The organism is Pseudomonas sp. NC02, assembly GCF_002874965.1.
Lineage (GTDB): Bacteria > Pseudomonadota > Gammaproteobacteria > Pseudomonadales > Pseudomonadaceae > Aquipseudomonas.
Genome location: NZ_CP025624.1, coordinates 6,855,597 through 6,874,298 on the forward strand (window position 1 = coordinate 6,855,597; position 18,702 = coordinate 6,874,298).

11 protein-coding genes are annotated in these 18,702 nt (G+C 61.3%); 2 read left to right on the top strand and 9 right to left on the bottom strand.

The features are described from left to right. Positions 1–16 precede the first annotated feature (16 nt). Both C0058_RS32375 and pbpC read left to right on the top strand, forming a co-directional pair. Complete coding sequence (locus tag C0058_RS32375) at positions 17–5,860, top strand: alpha-2-macroglobulin (RefSeq protein WP_102370316.1); 5,844 nt, start codon at positions 17–19, stop codon at positions 5,858–5,860. Further along, positions 5,841–8,138: a penicillin-binding protein 1C gene (pbpC, locus tag C0058_RS32380; protein WP_102370200.1), complete on the top strand. Its 2,298-nt coding sequence runs from the start codon at positions 5,841–5,843 to the stop codon at positions 8,136–8,138. The genes C0058_RS32375 and pbpC overlap by 20 nt, the downstream gene beginning before the upstream one ends. Here the strand turns inward: pbpC and C0058_RS32385 are convergent, their stop codons facing one another. The 9 genes from C0058_RS32385 to atpA all read right to left on the bottom strand — a co-directional run bounded on the left by C0058_RS32385 (position 8,139) and on the right by atpA (position 18,699). After that, positions 8,139–9,305, bottom strand: coding sequence for a hypothetical protein (locus C0058_RS32385; RefSeq protein ID WP_102370201.1), 1,167 nt, complete (start codon positions 9,303–9,305; stop codon positions 8,139–8,141). It lies immediately after the preceding gene. Then, complete coding sequence (locus C0058_RS32390) at positions 9,302–9,883, bottom strand: LemA family protein (RefSeq protein WP_102370202.1); 582 nt, start codon at positions 9,881–9,883, stop codon at positions 9,302–9,304. The genes C0058_RS32385 and C0058_RS32390 overlap by 4 nt, the downstream gene beginning before the upstream one ends. Positions 9,884–10,044: 161 nt before the next feature. After that, a complete protein-coding gene (gene glmS, locus C0058_RS32395; protein WP_003213537.1) occupies positions 10,045–11,877 on the bottom strand; it encodes a glutamine--fructose-6-phosphate transaminase (isomerizing) in 1,833 nt (610 codons plus the stop codon). 10 nt (positions 11,878–11,887) lie between these two features. Then, complete coding sequence (locus tag C0058_RS32400) at positions 11,888–12,655, bottom strand: DeoR/GlpR family DNA-binding transcription regulator (RefSeq protein ID WP_003213539.1); 768 nt, start codon at positions 12,653–12,655, stop codon at positions 11,888–11,890. 228 nt (positions 12,656–12,883) lie between these two features. Next, on the bottom strand, positions 12,884–14,251 hold the full coding sequence (gene glmU / locus C0058_RS32405; protein ID WP_102370203.1) for a bifunctional UDP-N-acetylglucosamine diphosphorylase/glucosamine-1-phosphate N-acetyltransferase GlmU: 1,368 nt from the start codon (positions 14,249–14,251) through the stop codon (positions 12,884–12,886). A gap of 115 nt (positions 14,252–14,366) precedes the next feature. Continuing rightward, positions 14,367–14,792, bottom strand: coding sequence for a F0F1 ATP synthase subunit epsilon (locus C0058_RS32410; RefSeq protein WP_008439541.1), 426 nt, complete (start codon positions 14,790–14,792; stop codon positions 14,367–14,369). 44 nt (positions 14,793–14,836) lie between these two features. After that, entirely contained in the window at positions 14,837–16,216 is a 1,380-nt protein-coding gene (gene atpD, locus C0058_RS32415) for a F0F1 ATP synthase subunit beta (RefSeq protein ID WP_003213545.1), read from the bottom strand. Positions 16,217–16,243: 27 nt separating this feature from the next. Continuing rightward, positions 16,244–17,104 carry a F0F1 ATP synthase subunit gamma gene (gene atpG / locus C0058_RS32420; protein WP_003213547.1) on the bottom strand — a complete coding sequence of 287 codons (861 nt, stop codon included), beginning with the start codon at positions 17,102–17,104 and terminating at the stop codon, positions 16,244–16,246. A 50-nt stretch (positions 17,105–17,154) separates the two neighbouring features. Continuing rightward, on the bottom strand, positions 17,155–18,699 hold the full coding sequence (gene atpA, locus C0058_RS32425; RefSeq protein WP_003213549.1) for a F0F1 ATP synthase subunit alpha: 1,545 nt from the start codon (positions 18,697–18,699) through the stop codon (positions 17,155–17,157). Positions 18,700–18,702: the final 3 nt, after the last annotated feature.

Sequence of the window (18,702 nt, forward strand, 5' to 3'; positions counted from 1 at the left end):
GCCAGGGATGCTCACCATGTTTGATTCGTTAAAAGCGACCAGCCGCCGTTTTTTCGGGGCCTTGATCTCAGTGGTGAGTGTTCTGTTCAGCGCCGTTCGATGGCTGGCGCGCAGCCTGTTCGGCCAGTGGCAGCCGCCGCGCTGGCTGCAAGCCACAGGCAACGGTCTGGTCAACGTCGGCCACAAGGCCCGGGCTTATCCGCGCCAGGCTGCGGGCGGCGCGCTGGCCCTGGTACTGGTGCTGGCCGCGGGCTTTTACGGCTGGCACTGGTATTCCCACCTGCCACAGCCCCACACCGTGGGTTATTCGCTGCACAAGCCCAACCTGACGGATTACACCCAGCCGCAACCGGTTGTGGATAACTTGCAGGTACGCTTCGCCGAATCCGTGGCCCCGCTGGCGGCCATCGGCAAGCCGGTCACCGAAGGCATCACCCTCAAGCCTGCCATCGCCGGCGCCTGGCGCTGGGCGGATGACCGCAGCCTGGTGTTCACCCCGGAAAAAGACTGGCCCGTCGACGCCCACTACACCATCGACCTGGCCAAGAAAACCCTGTTGGCCGACGGCGTACTGCTCAGCCAATACACCAGCCAATTCTCCACCCAGCCGTTCCGCGCCACCTTGACGCAAAACGAGCTGTACCAGGACCCGAGCAACCCGACGCAGAAACAGCTGGTAGCGACCTTCCACTTTTCCCACCCGGTAGACGAAGACAGCGTACGCAAACGTGCCTCGGTCACCCTCGGCAAAGGCTTGGCCTACCGCGATGCGCAACTGCCCAATCGCCCGGAAATCACCTTCGACGAACACAAGCTTAACGCCTTTGTGCGCTCTGCCGCTCTGGCCACCCCACTGGAAAGCACCCCGGTCAGCGCCAAGCTCGATGAAGGCCTCAAGGCCCGTGATGGCGGCAATCCCAGCTCGGCGCCGCTGGTGGCCGAAGTCACCGTGCCCGGCCGCTATCGCCTGACCTTTACCGGCGCCGAAGTCAGCTTTGTCGACAACGAGCGCGGCGAACCCGAGCCGGTGTTGATGTTCAGCAGTTCCAGCGCCGTGGCCGACGAGACCATCGCCAACAAGGTGCAGGCCTGGATGCTGCCGGAAAAAGCCGAGGACGATACCCGCCCCTGGAACCTGCAAGACATCGACGACAAGCTGTTGGCCAGCAGCACCAAGGTCAAGCTGACCCACGTGCCGAGCGTCGAACCGCTGAACACCCTGCACGCCTTCAAGTTCAAGGCCCCGCCGGGCCGCGCCCTGTATGTGCGGGTGCCGGCCAACCTGGAAGCCATCGGCGGCTACCTGGCGAAAAATCCGACAGCCTCTCTCGTGAGCATGCCGGCTTATCCACGCACGCTGCAGTTCCTGTCCGACGGCGCCCTGCTCAGCCTCACCGGCGAAAAACGCCTGGGCTTCATGGCCCGTGGCGTACCCGGCGCCCATGTGGAAATCGCGCGCCTGCTGCCCAACCAGTTGCAACACCTGGTGGACCAGAGCAGCGGTAGCTTTGCCCGACCGAATTTTGCCAATGACTACTTCGACCGGATGGTGGAGCGTCAGAGCCTGGACATTCCGCTGTCGGCTGGCGACCCGTCGAAAACCGTCTACGACAATGTCGACCTGAGCAGCTACCTGACGGCCAACGGCGGCCGCCGGGGGATTTTTGTGCTCAAGCTGAGCCCGCAGGACGACCCGGCTGATCGCACCTTCGACTACTCGCGCAACACCACCAGCGACCTGCGTTTCATCGTGGTCACCGACTTGGGCATCATCGCCAAGCGCTCCAGCGATGGCAGCCACGATGTGTACGTGCAGTCCATCGGCAACGGCTCGCCGGTGTCCGACGCCCAGGTCGATATCATCGGCCGCAACGGTTTGCCGGTCGCCAGCGGCCATACCGACGCCGAAGGTCACGCGCACTTCGCCAAGCTGGATGAACTGCGCCGTGAGAAAACGCCGTTGATGTATGTGGTCAGTCGCGGCAATGACCAATCCTTCCTGCCGATTGCCCGTCAGTCGCAACAGCTGGATTTGTCACGCTTTGATGTAGGCGGCCTGGAAGAGGACGGTGCGATCAATCGCCTCAGCGCCTACCTGTTTACCGATCGCGGCCTGTACCGGCCCGGTGAGACCGCGCACCTGGGCATGATCGTGCGCAGCGGCGACTGGAAAGGCGCCCTGCAAGGCCTGCCGGTTGAGTTGCAGATCACCGACCCCCGTGGCCTTGAGGTGATTCGCCAGCCGTTGAAACTGTCGGCCAGCGGTTTTGAAACCTTCGATTTCCCAAGCAGCGAAGTAGCCCCATCCGGCGATTACACCGCGACCCTGCAACTGATCGGTGAGAAGCAGCGTCGTACCGACCTGGGCAGCGTCAGCTTCAAGGTCCGCGACTTTGAACCGGACCGGATGAAAGTCAGCCTGAGCCTGCACGATACACCGGTGCTGGGCTGGATCCCGCCGGACCAGGTGGTGGCCAAGGTCACCGCGATGCACTTGTTCGGCGCTCCGGCGGCGGGTCGTCGCGTCACGGCGAAAATGTCCCTGAGCCCCACGCTCGCGGCCTTTGATCGCTACCCGGATTACCGCTTCCGCCTGAATGACTCGCTGGAAGAAGCCAGCTCCGAAGACCTGGCCGAAACCACCGTCGACGACAATGGCCAGGCGGTGCTGGACCTGAACCTGCAACGCTTCGCCAACAGCACCTACCGCCTGCAAGTGATGACCCAGGTGTACGAAGCCGAAGGCGGTCGCAACGTCGCCGCACAAAGCGCATTGCTGGTGTCGGCGGCGCCGTACCTGGTGGGTGTGAAGAGCAAGGATTCGCTGTCTTTCGTCGCCAAGGACGCCCCGCGTGAAGTGCAATGGCTGGCCGTGGCGCCAGACCTTACGCCAGTCGCAGTCGACGGCCTGACCAGTGAAGTGGTCGAGCACCGCTACGTCTCGGTGCTGGTGAAGCAATCCAACGGCACCTACAAATACGAGTCGCGCATCAAGAACATCAGCCAGCCGGCCTCGCCGCTGGTGATGACCAAGGACGGCGCCAAGCAAACCCTGAACACCGGCACCCCGGGCGATTTCACCCTGCAACTCAAGGACGCCAACGGCAACCTGCTGAACCAGATCGACTACAGCGTCGCCGGCCGGGGCAACACCTCGCGCTCCCTGGAGCGCAACGCCGAACTGCAACTGCGCCTGGATAAACGCAGCTACGCCACCGGTGATGAGATCGCCATCAGCATTCGCGCGCCGTACACCGGCGCCGGGTTGATCACCATCGAGCGGGACAAGGTCTACACCCAGCAGTGGTTCAAGGCCGACAGCACCAACAGCGTGCAACACATCCGCGTTCCTGCGGGGCTTGAGGGCAATGCCTACGTCAACGTGCAGTTCGTACGGGACATTGGTTCGTCCGAGGTCTACATGAGCCCGCTGTCCTACGGCGTAGTGCCGTTCAGTATCAACCTCGACGCGCGGCGCATGGCGCTGAAAGTCGAAGGCCCGGCGAAGATCGAGCCGGGGCAGACCCTGGATATCAAGGTCAACGCCGACCGCCCTGGTCGCGCAGTGGTCTACGCGGTGGACGAAGGCATCCTGCAAGTGGCGCGCTACCAGACGCCGGACCCGTTGGGCTTCTTCTTCCAGAAGCGTGCACTGGAGGTCGGCACCAGTCAGATCCTTGACCTGATCCTGCCGGAATTCAGCCGCCTGCTCAGTGGGGCAGCGCCGGGTGGCGATACGGAAGGCGCCCTGGCCAACCACCTCAACCCGTTCAAGCGTAAACATCAGCCGCCTGTGGCCTGGTGGTCTGGCCTGGTGGACTTGCCGGCCGGTGAAACCGTGCTGCATTACCAGGTTCCGGACAGCTTCAATGGCAAGCTGCATCTGTTTGCGGTGGCCGTGGACAGCGACAGCGTGGGCGTCAGCGAGGCCAACACCGAAGTGCGCGGGCCGCTGGTGATTACGCCGAACGTGCCGGCCTTTGTCGCACCGGGGGATGTGTTCAGCGTCAGCGCCGGGGTGTTCAGCAACCTGGACGCGGCGGCGGACGTGAAGTTTGAAGTGCAGACCAGCGATGGCCTGCAGGTGCAAGGCGACAAGGCCAGCACCCTGGCCCTGCAACCGCGCAAGGAGGGTGTCGCCGAGTTCAAGATCAAGGTAGGCGAAACCCTCGGCTCGGCAGACTTGCGCTTCGTCGCGGTGCTGCCGGATGGCAAGCGTATCCAGGTGGCGGAAACCACGTCGATCCGACCCTTGAGCGAGCATCGGGTGGCCCTGAGCCTGGGCCGTTTCGACAGCGCCAGCAAAGAGCTGAAACCGACCCGCGAGCTGTTCAGCCAGTTGCGCGATGTGCAGTTGGGCGTCGCCGCTTCGCCGCTGGTATGGGCCAACGGCCTCAAGCATTACCTGGATGACTATGGCTACGCCTGCACCGAGCAATTGGTGTCCAAGGCCATGCCGGCGTTGATCTGGGGTGGTAACGCGCCGGAGGCCGAGCAGGCCTTCAGCGGTGCGGTGCGCATGCTGCGTCAACGGCAAAACCAGGCCGGCGGTTTCGGCTTGTGGGCGGCCAACCCGGATGTGGCGCCGTATGCCAGCCTGTACGCCACCGACTTCCTGATCGAAGCCAGGGAGCGCGGGCTGCCGGTGCCGGAAGACCTGCTGCAACGCTCCAACGCGTACCTCACCGACCTGGCCAACGGCCCGAGCGAAGGCCTGTCGGAATTGCGCAACCGCGCCTACGCCAGTTACCTCCTGAGCCGTCAGGGGATTCTGGTGAGCGGCGCCTTGAGCGATATCCGCGAGCGCTACGAAAGCTACTTCAAGGACACCTGGCAGAACGACATTGGCGCGGCGTACGTGGCCGCCAGCTACAAGCTGCTCAAGCAGGATCGTCAGGCCGATACCTTGTTCCGCAAGGTGCCGTGGCTTTCCCTGTCGGATAAATGGAACAGCGACGGCCTGTATTACGACCCGCTGGTGCACGACGCCGAGCACCTGCATTTGCTCGCGCGGCACTTCCCGGAAATGCTCGACGATGTGCCGACAGGCCTGCTGGATAAACTCGGCAAGCGTCTCAACGAGCAACGCTACAACTCGCTGTCGGCGGCACTGTTGCTGCGGGCCCTGGACAATTACGGCCAGCGCGCCCAAAGCGACATGACCCTCAAGGCCACCGCATGGCTCAGCGACAAGCAGCAACAGTTGTTGCAGATGGCCGGCCAGCCGCCACGTGCGGCGGTGCCTGCCGGTACGCAAAAACTGAAGATGGAAAAATCCGACGGCCCGGCGGCGTTCTACATGCTGAGCGAAGCGGGCTATGACAAGGGCGCCAACCTCAAGCCGATCAACAGCGGCCTGGAAATCATCCACGAATACCTCGACCTCAAAGGCAATCCAGTCAGCAAGGTCGCGGTAGGCGATGAGTTCCTGGTGCGCCTGCGCTTGCGCGCCACCGACCGTGATCAGGTGCAACAAGTGGCGGTGGTCGACCTGCTGCCGGGCGGCGTCGAGCCTGTGTATAACTTGCCGCCGGAGCCGGAAGCGGCCAGCACCGAAGAAAGCGAAGGCGACGATTCGGAGTACGTTGAAACCGGCGAAGACACCGAAGAAGCCGACGCCTGGCAGGCGCCGATTGGCGAGACCGACTTGAGCAACTGGCAACCGGACTACGTCGACGTGCGTGATGACCGAGTGGTGTTGTACGGCACCGCGCTGCGGGATGTAGGCACCTTCGTGTACCGCGTGCGCGCCACCAACGCCGGTACCTTCAATACGCCACCGGCCTACGCCGAGGGCATGTACGAAACCACCCTGCAAGGACGCGGCAAAGTAGGCCAGCTTGAAATTACCAAGCCTTAAAAGCCTGACGCCGCTGCTGGCAGCGGCGTTGATTCTGGCGGGGCTACGGTTGTGGCCCCACGCGCCGCTGGAACAGGCAGCCACCTCCTCACGGGTGGTGCTGGCCGATGACGGTTCGCTGCTGCGCATGACCCTGGCGGCTGACGGGCAATATCGCCTGTGGCTACCCCTGGAACGGATTTCTCCGTCACTGGTGGAGGCGTTGCTGCTCAAGGAAGACCGCAATTTCTACTGGCACCCCGGGGTCAATCCCCCGGCGTTATTGCGGGCGGCCATGGCCACCTATAGCGGCGGCCAGCGTCAGGGCGGTTCGACCCTGAGCATGCAACTGGCCAGGCGCTTGTGGGATCTCAATACTCGCCAAGTGCCCGGCAAGCTGCAGCAGATGGCCCTGGCACTGTGGCTGGAGGCGCGTTACAGCAAGCACGACATCCTTGAGGCCTACCTCAACCTGGCGCCCATGGGCGGCAATATCGAAGGTGCCGAAGCGGCCAGCCGGATCTATTTTGGCAAGTCAGCGGCGCAGTTGTCCTTGTCTGAAGCCCTCGCGCTGGCCGTGATTCCCCAGCAACCGGGTCGTCGGGCGCGCTTTGGGCCTTCCCTGCAAACCGCCCGGCAACGGCTGATGGCCGACTGGCGGGAAACTTATCCGCAGGACCCGCGTAACGACAGTTTGCTGGACCTGCCGCTGGAAGCCCGCAACCGCCAGCAGATCCCGTTTCTCGCGCCGCACCTGAGCGAACAGTTGCTGGCCTCGCAAACCGGCAATGAGTTGAACAGCACCCTCAACCTGGCGCTGCAACAATTGCTGGAACGGCTGATCACCGGCTTCATCGCCGAGCGCCGCAGCAGCGGTGTGGAAAACGCCACGGCGATCCTGATCGACAGCCGCGACCAGAGCGTAAAAGCCCTGGTGGGCTCGGCAGACTACTTATCCACAAGCATCCACGGCCAGGTCAACGGCGTGTTGTCGCGGCGCTCGCCGGGCTCCACCCTCAAGCCATTCCTGTATGGGCTGGCGCTGGACCAAGGGGTGATCCACCCCATGAGCATCCTCAAGGACATGCCGAGTAACTTCGGCTACTTCCAGCCGGAAAATTTCGACGGCAGTTTTGTCGGGCCGGTGACAGCCCGTGACGCGCTGATTCGCAGCCGCAATATTCCGGCGGTGTGGCTGGCCAGCCAAACCCGCTCACCGTCACTCTACGGATTGCTGCAACGGGCCGGGATCAAGGGCCTGCGCGGCGAAAGCCATTACGGCTTGGCGCTGGCCTTGGGCGGCGGCGAGATGACGCCCGAGGAGCTGGCGCGGCTGTATGTGATGCTGGCTGGTGACGGGCATTTGCGGCCGCTGCGCTATTTGCAGGAACAGCCGCAAACCACTGGCGCCCAGCTACTCACGCCGCAGGCCGCGTTTATGGTGCGCGACATGCTGCGGCGCAACCCGCGCCCGGACGGGCTGCCGGGGCGCCACTGGCGTACGGCCTGGAAGACCGGCACGTCCTGGGGTTTTCATGATGCATGGAGCGCCGGCCTCGTAGGCCCGTACGTGCTGGTGGTGTGGGTGGGCAACTTCGATGGCCGTCCGAATCCTGAGTTTATCGGTGCGAAAACTGCGGCACCGTTGTTCTTCCGTATCGCCGACGCCCTGCCGCTGGCCTTGCCCAATGTGGTGATCAAACCCGACAAGCCGCCCGCCGGGCTGATCCGCATCGACGTCTGCACGGCCTCTGGTGACTTGCCCAACCGTTGGTGCCCACGTACCCGCAAGACCTGGTACATCCCCGGCGTGTCACCGATTCGGGTGTCCAACCTGCACCGCCCGGTGCTGATCGACACCCGCACCGGCAAGGCCGCGTGCCCGCCGTTCGACCCGCAGTACACCCGTGAAGAAGTCTTCGAGTTCTGGCCCAGCGATGTGCAGCGGCTGTTCCGCGCCGCCGGGCTGCCCCGGCGTACGCCGCCCAATGTGCAGAAAAGCTGCCAACCCAACCGTGTCGGCGATCAAAGCGAAGCGCCACAGATTCGCTCGCCGCTGACCCAGGTCAGCTACCACCTGCGCCTGTCCCAGCCCCAGGAAAGCATCCCGCTGAACGCCAACGCGGCCAGTGATGCACTGACGCTGTATTGGTTCGCCGACCAGACCCTGATCGGCCAGGGCCCGCCGCAAACCACGCTGAACTGGCGGCCGGGTAAGTCGGGGGAGTACCGGTTGCGGGTCACTGATGATCAGGGCCGCAGCGCCAGCCGAGGCTTGAAGGTTGAGTTTGTACCCTGATCAGGCGTCTTCGTCGCCTAAACCGGCAGTGCCGGCATCTTTTGCGAAATGCTTGTACGCCACCCCCAGCTTGCGTTGCTCAAAGATCGAAAACACCAGGGTACCCAGCAGAATCATCATCCACACCAGGAACACCTTCATGGTGTCCACCTGGGCCACCACCAGCAGCAAGGTCACTACGCCGCCAATCACCATGCCCAGGCCCATCCAGGCGCCCAGCACGCGGCCTACCGCCAGGCGCATGCCCGTGGGCAGCAAGAGCCGCAGCGCGAGCAACACCACAAACATCGTCAGCAAGAAGCCAAACGCGGCCATGAAAGGAATCACGAAGCCATTGTCACGGTACAACCAGGCCAGAAACCGATAGGCGGGATTCAGCTCTGCCATTTGCTGGTAGGTGGCGGGGCCCGGCAAATGCAGTTGGGCAAAATGTTCCGGCGTCATGGCCATGATGCCGACGCCGATCAAACCCACCACCACCGCGTAGAAACCACCGGCGCGCCACAGCGGCGCCAGCACACGGCGGTTTTCCACATCCTTGGTCTCGGCCAGGCCGAACACCGCGTCAGGTTGCCGGCCCTGGGCAATCACCGTCTTGCCCGCACGCTCGCAGGCGTCGCCAATCAGCATCACCTGCATATCGTGGGTGAGGAGCAGTTCGCCCTGGCGGCGGGAGCTGCTGATCCATTCATGGTCGTCAGGGCGCTTCTTGCCGAACAGGTCGATACCCTCGGCAATCACTGTCACTTCACCGGTGGCGTCCTGCAGGCGGAAGTCATTGCAGCGAGCCTCGGCCGAGACCTGGCTCCAGCTCCAATCGCCATCCTTGTCTTTGGTGCCTTCTTCGATGACCCACACGTAACCGGCGCAAGGCTTGCCGTGGACCGGTGAGATCAGCGGCGTGTCGACGATCACCTTGCCGTTCACCTCCACCAGCCCCATGGCCAATGAGCGTATCTGGCTGGTGGCCAGGCGCTGTTCGGTGCGATAGAAATTGGGGCCGAAGCTGGCCAGCAGTCCGATCAGGATGCACACAGGAAAAAACAGCGCCACCAGGATCGTCGGGGCGTAGACCATCAGCCCAATAAAGCTGGCGAGAAAGGCCAGTGCCACCAGGGTTTTCCACGCTGGTTTTTTTGTGACAACCCCTGCCTGGGTGGTTTTCATGCCCCCGGCACCTCAAGCTTCACGCCGTCGTAGCGGGTTTCTTCGGCGCTGATGGCCAGCAGCGGAATGCGCTGATAGCCGAGCATCTTGGCGAAGAACAGATCAGGAAAAATCGCGATGGCGATGTTGTAGAGGTTGACCGACTCATTGAAGAACTCGCGACGGTCGGCGATGCGTTCCTCCACCGCCAAGATCGCCTGCTGCAACTCGACCATGTTGGGGCCGGAGATCAGCGTCGGATAATTCTCGGCCACTGCAATCACCGACTTGAGCGCCGTATTGAGCTGGTTGGATGCATCGACTTTATCGGTGAGGCTGCTGGCGTTGAGGTACGCGGTGCGGGCGTCGCTGAGGCGGGTAAACAGCGCGTTCTCATGGTTCATGGCGGTTTGCACCACGCGCATCAGGTCGGGAATCTGGTCTGCCCGCTGCTTGAGCAGCACGTCGATGTTGGCGAAGGCTTTATCCACATCGTTGCGGCGCATCACCAGGCCGTTGTAGACCCCCACCAGCCAGCCGACCAGGCCGACGACAATAATCAGCACGACGATACCGGCGATCAGCAGTTCGATGTTCATGGCGGCGGCATTCCCTGGCTAGTTATCCACAGGGCGCATTCTAGGGGTAAAGCAGGGGAATACTCCCGGAATTAGTCCACAGAAACGGCAAGACCCGATATCCGGTAGCCTGAAAAAGCAAAACCCCCGAAGAACGGGGGTTTTGGTGGTTCGGGTGCGGCTTATTCCACCGTCACCGACTTCGCCAGGTTACGCGGCTGGTCAACGTCGGTGCCCTTCAGCACAGCCACGTAATACGACAGCAGCTGCAGCGGGATGGTGTAGAGGATCGGCGACAGGGTGTCGTGGATGTGCGGCATGTTGATGACGTGGGTGCCTTCGCCATTGGTCATGCCGGCCTTCTCGTCCGCGAACACGATCAGTTGGCCGCCACGGGCGCGCACTTCCTGCAGGTTGGACTTGAGCTTCTCCAGCAGTTCGTTGTTCGGCGCGACGGTAACGACTGGCATGTCGTCATCCACCAGGGCCAGCGGACCGTGCTTGAGCTCACCGGCCGGGTAGGCTTCGGCGTGGATATAGGAGATTTCCTTGAGCTTGAGCGAACCTTCCATTGCCACCGGGTATTGCGCACCACGGCCGAGGAACAGGGTGTGGTGTTTGTCGGCGAACAGCTCAGCGACTTTCTCCACGGTGCTGTCCATGGCCAGGGCTTCACCCAGGCGGGCCGGCAGGCGGCGCAGTTCTTCGACCAGGTGTGCCTCGACGCCTTCGCCCAGCGTGCCGCGAACCTGGCCCAGGGACAGGGTCAGCAACAACAGGCCGACCAACTGGGTGGTGAAGGCCTTGGTGGATGCCACGCCGATTTCACGACCGGCCTGGGTCAGCAGGGTCAGGTCGGACTCGCGCACCAGCGAGCTGATGCCGACGTTGCAGATCGCCAGGCTGCCGAGGAAGCCCAGTTCCTTGGCGTTGCGCAGGGCGGCCAGGGTGTCGGCGGTTTCGCCGGACTGGGAGATGGTCACGAACAGAGTGTCGGGCTGCACCACCACCTTGCGGTAGCGGAATTCGCTGGCGACTTCGACCTGGCACGGGATGCCGGCCAGTTCTTCCAGCCAGTAACGGGCGACCATACCGGCGTGGTAGCTGGTGCCGCAGGCGACGATTTGCACGTTGCGCACTTTGGCGAACAGCTCAGCAGCTTGCGGGCCGAAGGCTTGCACCAATACCTGGTTCTGGCTCAGGCGACCTTCCAGGGTGCGTTGCACCACGGCCGGTTGCTCGTGGATTTCCTTGAGCATGAAGTGGCGGAACTCGCCCTTGTCGGCGGCTTCGGCGCCGTCACGATACTGCACGGCCTCACGTTCCACGGACTGGCCGTCAACGTCCCAGATCTGCACGCTTTCACGGCGGATTTCGGCGATGTCGCCTTCTTCCAGGTACATGAAGCGGTCAGTCACCTGACGCAGGGCCAGTTGGTCGGAGGCGAGGAAGTTCTCGCCCAGGCCCAGGCCGATCACCAATGGGCTGCCGCTGCGGGCGGCAACCAGGCGGTCAGGCTGGCTGGCGCTGATCACGGCCAGGCCATAGGCGCCATGCAGTTCCTTGACGGTGGCCTTGAGGGCATTGGTCAGGTCGCCGATGTCCTTGAGCTTGTGGTTCAGCAGGTGGGCGATGACTTCGGTGTCGGTGTCCGAGGTGAAGACATAACCCTGGCCTTTGAGTTGTTCACGCAGCACTTCGTGGTTTTCGATGATGCCGTTGTGCACAACCGCCAGGTCACCGGAGAAGTGCGGGTGAGCATTGCGTTCGCACGGCGCGCCGTGGGTGGCCCAACGGGTGTGGGCGATACCCAGGCGGCCTACCAGCGGCTCACCGGCCAACGCTTGTTCGAGTTCGCTGACCTTGCCCGGGCGACGCATGCGCTCAAGCTTGCCGGCGTTGGTAAAGAGCGCCACACCGGCGCTGTCGTAGCCACGGTATTCCAGGCGTTTGAGGCCTTCGAGCAAAATGGCAGTGACGTTTCGTTCAGCGACTGCGCCAACAATTCCACACATGGTTTCTCTCCTAGATGACTGCCGCGCAAATCAGCGTGATGCCGCGGGCTTGAATCTGGTCGCGGGCCTCAAGTGGCAGGCGATCATCGGTAATAAGGGTATGGACGCTGCTCCAGGGCAGTTCCAGGTTGGGGATCTTGCGGCCAATCTTGTCGGACTCGACCATCACCACCACTTCACGGGCAACTTCGGCCATGACGCGGCTCAGCCCCAGTAATTCGTTGAAGGTGGTGGTGCCGCGCTCCAGGTCGATGCCATCGGCACCAATAAAGAGCTGGTCGAAATCGTAGGAACGCAGTACCTGTTCGGCGACCTGGCCCTGGAACGAGTCCGAATGCGGGTCCCAGGTGCCGCCGGTCATCAACAGTACCGGCTCGTGTTCCAGGTCACTCAAGGCGCTGGCCACGTGCAGGGAGTTGGTCATCACCACCAGGCCGGGCTGGTGCCCCAGTTCGGGGATCATGGCGGCGGTGGTGCTCCCGCTGTCGATGATGATGCGCGCGTGTTCCCGCAAACGCCGGACGGCCGCACGGGCGATGGCGCGCTTGTAGGCCGAAATGGGCTGTGCCGGATCACCGACCAGTTCCTGAGGCATGGTGATGGCGCCACCGTAGCGACGCAGCAACAGACCGTTACTTTCGAGGGCCGCCAGGTCCTTGCGGATGGTGACTTCCGAGGTTTCGAAACGCTTGGCCAACTCGTCCACGCTGACTTCACCTTGCTCGGTGAGCATGGCAAGGATGTTGTGGCGACGTTGGGGTGTATTTCGTTTCGACATGGTGATGATAAGTTTCGTTTCGAAAGATAACGAAGGCAATCAAAACCTATTCATTCAAAATGGTCAAGCATGCGACTGAGTTTTTTGAATCAACACAGATAAAAATGTGGGAGCGGGCTTGCTCGCGAAGGCGGTGTGTCAGTCGGCGCATGTATCAACCGAAAGACCGCCTTCGCGAGCAAGCCCGCTCCCACATAAGTACCGCAGTGTTTCAGGGTTGTGGATAACTCAGGTCTTTTTGATTTTGACCGGGCGTTTCCAGCCGTCGATGTTGCGCTGGCGGGCGCGGGCGACGGCCAACTGGGACTTATCCACATCCTGGTTGATGGTGGAACCTGCGGCGGTGTTTGAACCATCACCGATAGTGACGGGGGCGATCAGCGAGTTGTTGGAGCCGATAAACACGTCTTCGCCAATGGTCGTCTGGTACTTGTTGGCGCCGTCGTAATTGCAGGTGATGGCGCCTGCGCCGATATTGCTGCGCGCTCCGATCACTGCATCGCCGAGGTAGGCCAGATGCCCTGCCTTGGCGTCGTCGCCCATCCGGGCGTTTTTCAGTTCTACAAAGTTACCCACATGGGCGCGAGCGCCCAGCACGCTGCCCGGACGCAAACGCGCGAACGGGCCGGCATCACTGCCCTCGCCCATCACCGCACCGTCGATATGGCTGTTGGCCTTGATCACCACACCCTTGCGCAGGGTGCTGTCCTTGATCACGCAGTTCGGCCCGATCACCACGTCGTCTTCGATGACCACGCGGCCTTCGAGGATCACGTTGATATCGATCAGCACGTCGCGGCCAACGGTGACGTCACCCCGCACATCGAAACGTGCCGGATCACGCAGCGTCACGCCCAGCGCCATCAGGCGGCGGCCTTCACGCAGTTGGTAGTGACGCTCCAGCTCCGCCAGTTGCTTGCGGTCGTTGGCGCCCTGCACTTCCATCGGGTCGTGGGGCTGTTCGGTGGCGACCACCAGGCCATCGCTGACGGCCATCTCGATGACGTCGGTCAGGTAGTACTCGCCCTGGGCGTTGTTGTTGGACAAGCGGCTCATCCAGTCGGCCAGGCGATCAGCCGGCACCGCGAGGATGCCGGTGTTGCCTTCAGTGATGGCGCGCTGGGCTTCGCTGGCGTCTTTATGCTCGACGATGGCGGCGACCTTGCCGTCAGCGTTGCGCACGATGCGACCGTAGCCGGTCGGGTCGTCCAACTCGACAGTGAGCAAGCCCATCTGGCCTGGCACCACGTGCTTGAGCAGGCGCTGCAAGGTTTCCACTTCGATCAGCGGCACGTCACCGTAGAGGATCAGCACGGTGTCGGCCTTGATGAACGGCACGGCCTGCGCGGTGGCATGCCCGGTACCCAATTGCTTGTCCTGCAATACGAAATTCAGGTCATCCGCCGCCAGCCGCTCACGCACCACATCGGCACCGTGGCCGATCACCACATGAATGCGCTGTGGATCCAGCTGCCGGGCGCTGTGGATAACATGGCCAAGCATGGAGTTGCCGGCAACCGGGTGCAGCACCTTGGGCAGGGCCGAACGCATGCGGGTGCCCTGGCCTGCGGCAAGAATTACGATTTCGAGAGACATGAATGGCTACCAATCCTGGGCGGTCAGACTTCAGACCAAAGAAGTGTTTTGCAAAAAAAGAAAAAGGGTAGCCGAGGCTACCCTTTTTAATCAATCACGCATGAGGTTTGACGGCTTAGCCGCCAAACTTCTTGCGGATCTGCTGGACGGTGCGCAGCTGAGCTGCGGCCTCGGCCAGACGTGCAGCAGCAGAACCGTAGTCGAAATCTGCGCCTTTTTCGTTCAGGGCCTTCTCGGCAGCCTTGACGGCTTCCTGAGCGGAGGCTTCATCCAGGTCGGCAGCACGTTGCACGGTGTCGGCAAGTACCTTGACCATGTTCGGCTGAACCTCGAGGAAACCACCGGAGATGTAAAACACCTCCCGTTCCCCGCCCAGCTTGGTCAGAGTGATCGGACCAGGCTTCAAGGATGTAATCAATGGCGCGTGGCCAAAGTTAATACCCAGGTCGCCCAGTTCGCCGTGTGCAATCACACTCTCGATCTGACCGGAGAAGATTTCCCCTTCCGCGCTGACGATATCGCAATGGAATGTCATAGCCATCTGCTTGCCTCAACCTGATTAGCGCCCGTTACCGGGCGCCGGAATTACAGTTTCTTGGCTTTCTCGATCGCTTCTTCGATGCCGCCGACCATGTAGAACGCTTGTTCTGGCAGGTGGTCGTAGTCACCGTTGAGGATGCCTTTGAAGCCAGCAATGGTGTCTTTCAGGGAAACGTATTTACCCGAGGCACCGGTGAAGACTTCAGCCACGAAGAACGGCTGCGACAAGAAGCGCTGGATCTTACGAGCGCGGGATACCAACTGCTTGTCGGTTTCCGACAGCTCGTCCATACCCAGGATCGCAATGATGTCCTTCAGTTCTTTGTAACGCTGCAGAACGTACTGGACGCCGCGAGCGGTGTCGTAGTGTTCCTGGCCGATGACGTTCGGGTCCAGCTGGCGCGAAGTCGAGTCCAGTGGATCGACCGCTGGGTAGATACCCAGGGAGGCGATGTCACGGGACAGTACGACGGTGGCGTCCAAGTGGGCGAACGTGGTCGCTGGCGACGGGTCAGTCAAGTCATCCGCAGGTACGTATACCGCTTGGATCGAGGTGATCGAACCGTTTTTGGTCGAAGTGATACGCTCTTGCAGAGTACCCATCTCTTCGGCCAGGGTCGGCTGGTAACCTACTGCGGAAGGCATACGGCCCAGCAGTGCGGATACTTCAGTACCGGCCAGGGTGTAACGATAGATGTTGTCGACGAACAGCAGAACGTCGTTACCTTCGTCACGGAACTTCTCGGCCATGGTCAGGCCGGTCAGTGCTACGCGCAGACGGTTACCCGGCGGCTCGTTCATCTGACCGTAAACCAGTGCCACTTTGTCCAGAACGTTGGAATCCTTCATCTCGTGGTAGAAGTCGTTACCCTCACGAGTACGCTCACCCACACCGGCGAACACGGAATAACCGCTGTGCTCGATGGCGATGTTACGGATCAGTTCCATCATGTTTACGGTTTTGCCTACACCGGCACCACCGAACAGACCGACTTTACCGCCCTTGGCGAACGGGCAAACCAGGTCGATAACCTTGATGCCGGTTTCCAGCAGGTCGTTGCCGCCCGCTTGTTCCGCGAAGGAAGGCGCAGGACGGTGAATGCCCCAGCGCTCTTCGGTATCGATTGGACCGGCTTCGTCGATCGGGTTACCGAGGACGTCCATGATCCGGCCCAGGGTCGCTTTACCGACCGGTACGGAGATGGCTGCGCCAGAGTCAGTGACTTCCAGACCGCGCTTCAAGCCTTCGGTGGAACCCATTGCAATGGTACGAACCACGCCGTCGCCCAGCTGCTGCTGAACTTCCAGGGTGGTGCCTGCATCGCTTTTGACTTTCAAAGCGTTGTAGATGCTCGGTACGCTGTCGCGTGGGAATTCCACGTCGATAACGGCGCCGATGATTTGAACGATACGTCCGCTACTCATAGCTGGATCCTCTGAATATTTGAACCGTTAAACCGCGGCAGCGCCGCCGACGATTTCCGAGATCTCTTGGGTGATCGCAGCCTGACGCGCCTTGTTGTAGATCAGCTGCAAATCGCTGATCAAATCACCGGCGTTGTCGGTAGCGTTCTTCATCGCGATCATCCGCGCAGCTTGTTCAGCCGCGTTGTTCTCGACCACCGCCTGGTACACCTGCGACTCCACGTAGCGCACCATCAAGCCGTCAAGCAGCTCTTTGGCGTCTGGTTCGTAGAGGTAGTCCCAGTGGTGCTTGAGTTCTTGTTCCGGGGCGGCCACCAATGGAATCAACTGCTCCACGGTAGGCTGTTGCGTCATGGTGTTGATGAACTTGTTGGATACCACGGAGAGGCGGTCAATCCGGCCTTCCAGGTATGCATCCAGCATCACCTTGACGCTGCCGATCAAATCATTGATCGACGGTTCTTCACCCAGGTGGCTGATAGCTGCAACGACGTTACCGCCGAAGTTGCGGAAAAAGGCCGCACCCTTGCTACCGACCACACACAGATCGATCTCGACGCCTTTTTCGCGGTTTACCGCCATGTCCTTGACCAGGGCCTTGAACAGGTTGGTATTCAAACCACCGCACAAACCACGGTCACTGCTCACCACGACATAACCGACGCGCTTTACTTCGCGATCGATCATGAACGGGTGGCGATATTCCGGGTTGGCGTTAGCCAGATGACCAATAACCTGGCGGATACGCTCCGCGTAGGGACGGCTAGCAGCCATGCGCATTTGTGCCTTGCGCATTTTGCTGACCGCCACTTTTTCCATGGCGCTGGTGATCTTTTGCGTGCTTTTGATGCTCGCAATCTTACTGCGAATCTCTTTTGCGCCTGCCATGTAACACCTATCAGGTTAGCAAGCGGGAGCCTCGCGGCCCCCGCTGCGGCTTACCAGGTTTGGGTGGCCTTGAACTTCTCGATACCGGCTTTGATGCCAGCGTCGATGTCGTCATTGAAGTCACCCTTCACGTTGATCTTCGCCATCAATTCGGCGTGATCGCGGTTGAAGTAAGCAATCAGCGCTTGTTCGAAGCTGCCGACCTTGGTGATTTCAACGTCGGTCAGGAACCCACGCTCAGCGGCATACAGCGACAGCGCCATGTCAGCGATCGACATTGGTGCGTATTGCTTCTGCTTCATCAGCTCGGTAACGCGCTGACCATGCTCAAGTTGCTTACGGGTCGCTTCGTCCAGGTCAGAAGCGAACTGGGCGAATGCCGCCAGTTCACGGTACTGAGCCAGAGCGGTACGGATACCACCGGAGAGCTTCTTGATGATCTTGGTCTGAGCGGCACCACCCACACGGGATACCGAAACACCGGCGTTCACTGCAGGACGGATCCCGGAGTTGAACATGGCCGATTCCAGGAAGATCTGACCGTCGGTGATGGAAATCACGTTGGTCGGAACGAACGCGGAAACGTCGCCAGCCTGGGTTTCGATGATCGGCAGTGCGGTCAGGGAACCGGTTTTGCCGGTCACTGCGCCGTTGGTGAACTTCTCTACGTATTCTTCCGAAACGCGGGATGCGCGCTCCAGCAGACGGGAGTGGAGATAGAACACGTCGCCTGGGTAAGCTTCACGGCCTGGTGGACGGCGCAGCAGCAGGGAAATCTGGCGGTAAGCCACTGCTTGCTTGGACAGATCGTCATAAACGATCAGCGCGTCTTCACCGCGGTCGCGGAAGTATTCGCCCATGGTGCAACCGGAGTACGGTGCCAGGAACTGAAGTGCAGCGGATTCCGAAGCACTGGCGGCCACGACGATGGTGTTAGCCAGGGCGCCGTTTTCTTCCAGCTTGCGAACCACGTTGGCGATGGTCGATTGTTTCTGACCGATGGCTACGTAGACGCAGAAAATCCCGCTGTCTTTCTGGTTGATGATCGCGTCGATCGCCAGAGCGGTTTTACCGATCTGACGGTCACCGATGATCAGCTCACGCTGGCCACGGCCGACAGGAATCATGGCATCGACAGCCTTGTAGCCAGTCTGTACAGGCTGGTCTACCGACTTACGCCAGATCACGCCTGGAGCAACTTTCTCGACCGCATCGGTCTCGGTGTTGTTCAGCGGACCTTTGCCGTCAACTGGGTTACCCAGTGCGTCGACAACGCGACCCAGCAGTTCCTTACCAACCGGAACTTCCAGGATGCGGCCTGTGCACTTGGCGCTCATGCCTTCGGCCAGAGTCTGGTAGGAGCCCAATACAACGGCACCTACAGAGTCTTGCTCCAGGTTGAGGGCCATACCGTAGACGCCGCCCGGAAACTCGATCATCTCGCCGTACATTACGTCGGCCAGACCGTGAATCCGCACGATGCCGTCAGATACGCTGACGACAGTGCCTTCGTTACGGGCTTGGGAGGTCACATCGAGCTTGTCGATGCGGCCCTTGATAATTTCACTTATTTCGGAAGGATTGAGTTGCTGCATTGC

Coding starts and splice junctions, on each gene's coding strand:
- C0058_RS32375 (WP_102370316.1), top strand. CDS start 17: ATGTTTGATTCGTTAAAAGCGACCAGCCGCCGTTTTTTCGGGGCCTTG.
- C0058_RS32385 (WP_102370201.1), bottom strand. CDS start 9,305: ATGAAAACCACCCAGGCAGGGGTTGTCACAAAAAAACCAGCGTGGAAA.
- C0058_RS32390 (WP_102370202.1), bottom strand. CDS start 9,883: ATGAACATCGAACTGCTGATCGCCGGTATCGTCGTGCTGATTATTGTC.
- glmS (WP_003213537.1), bottom strand. CDS start 11,877: ATGTGTGGAATTGTTGGCGCAGTCGCTGAACGAAACGTCACTGCCATT.
- C0058_RS32400 (WP_003213539.1), bottom strand. CDS start 12,655: ATGTCGAAACGAAATACACCCCAACGTCGCCACAACATCCTTGCCATG.
- glmU (WP_102370203.1), bottom strand. CDS start 14,251: ATGTCTCTCGAAATCGTAATTCTTGCCGCAGGCCAGGGCACCCGCATG.
- C0058_RS32410 (WP_008439541.1), bottom strand. CDS start 14,792: ATGGCTATGACATTCCATTGCGATATCGTCAGCGCGGAAGGGGAAATC.
- atpD (WP_003213545.1), bottom strand. CDS start 16,216: ATGAGTAGCGGACGTATCGTTCAAATCATCGGCGCCGTTATCGACGTG.
- atpG (WP_003213547.1), bottom strand. CDS start 17,104: ATGGCAGGCGCAAAAGAGATTCGCAGTAAGATTGCGAGCATCAAAAGC.
- atpA (WP_003213549.1), bottom strand. CDS start 18,699: ATGCAGCAACTCAATCCTTCCGAAATAAGTGAAATTATCAAGGGCCGC.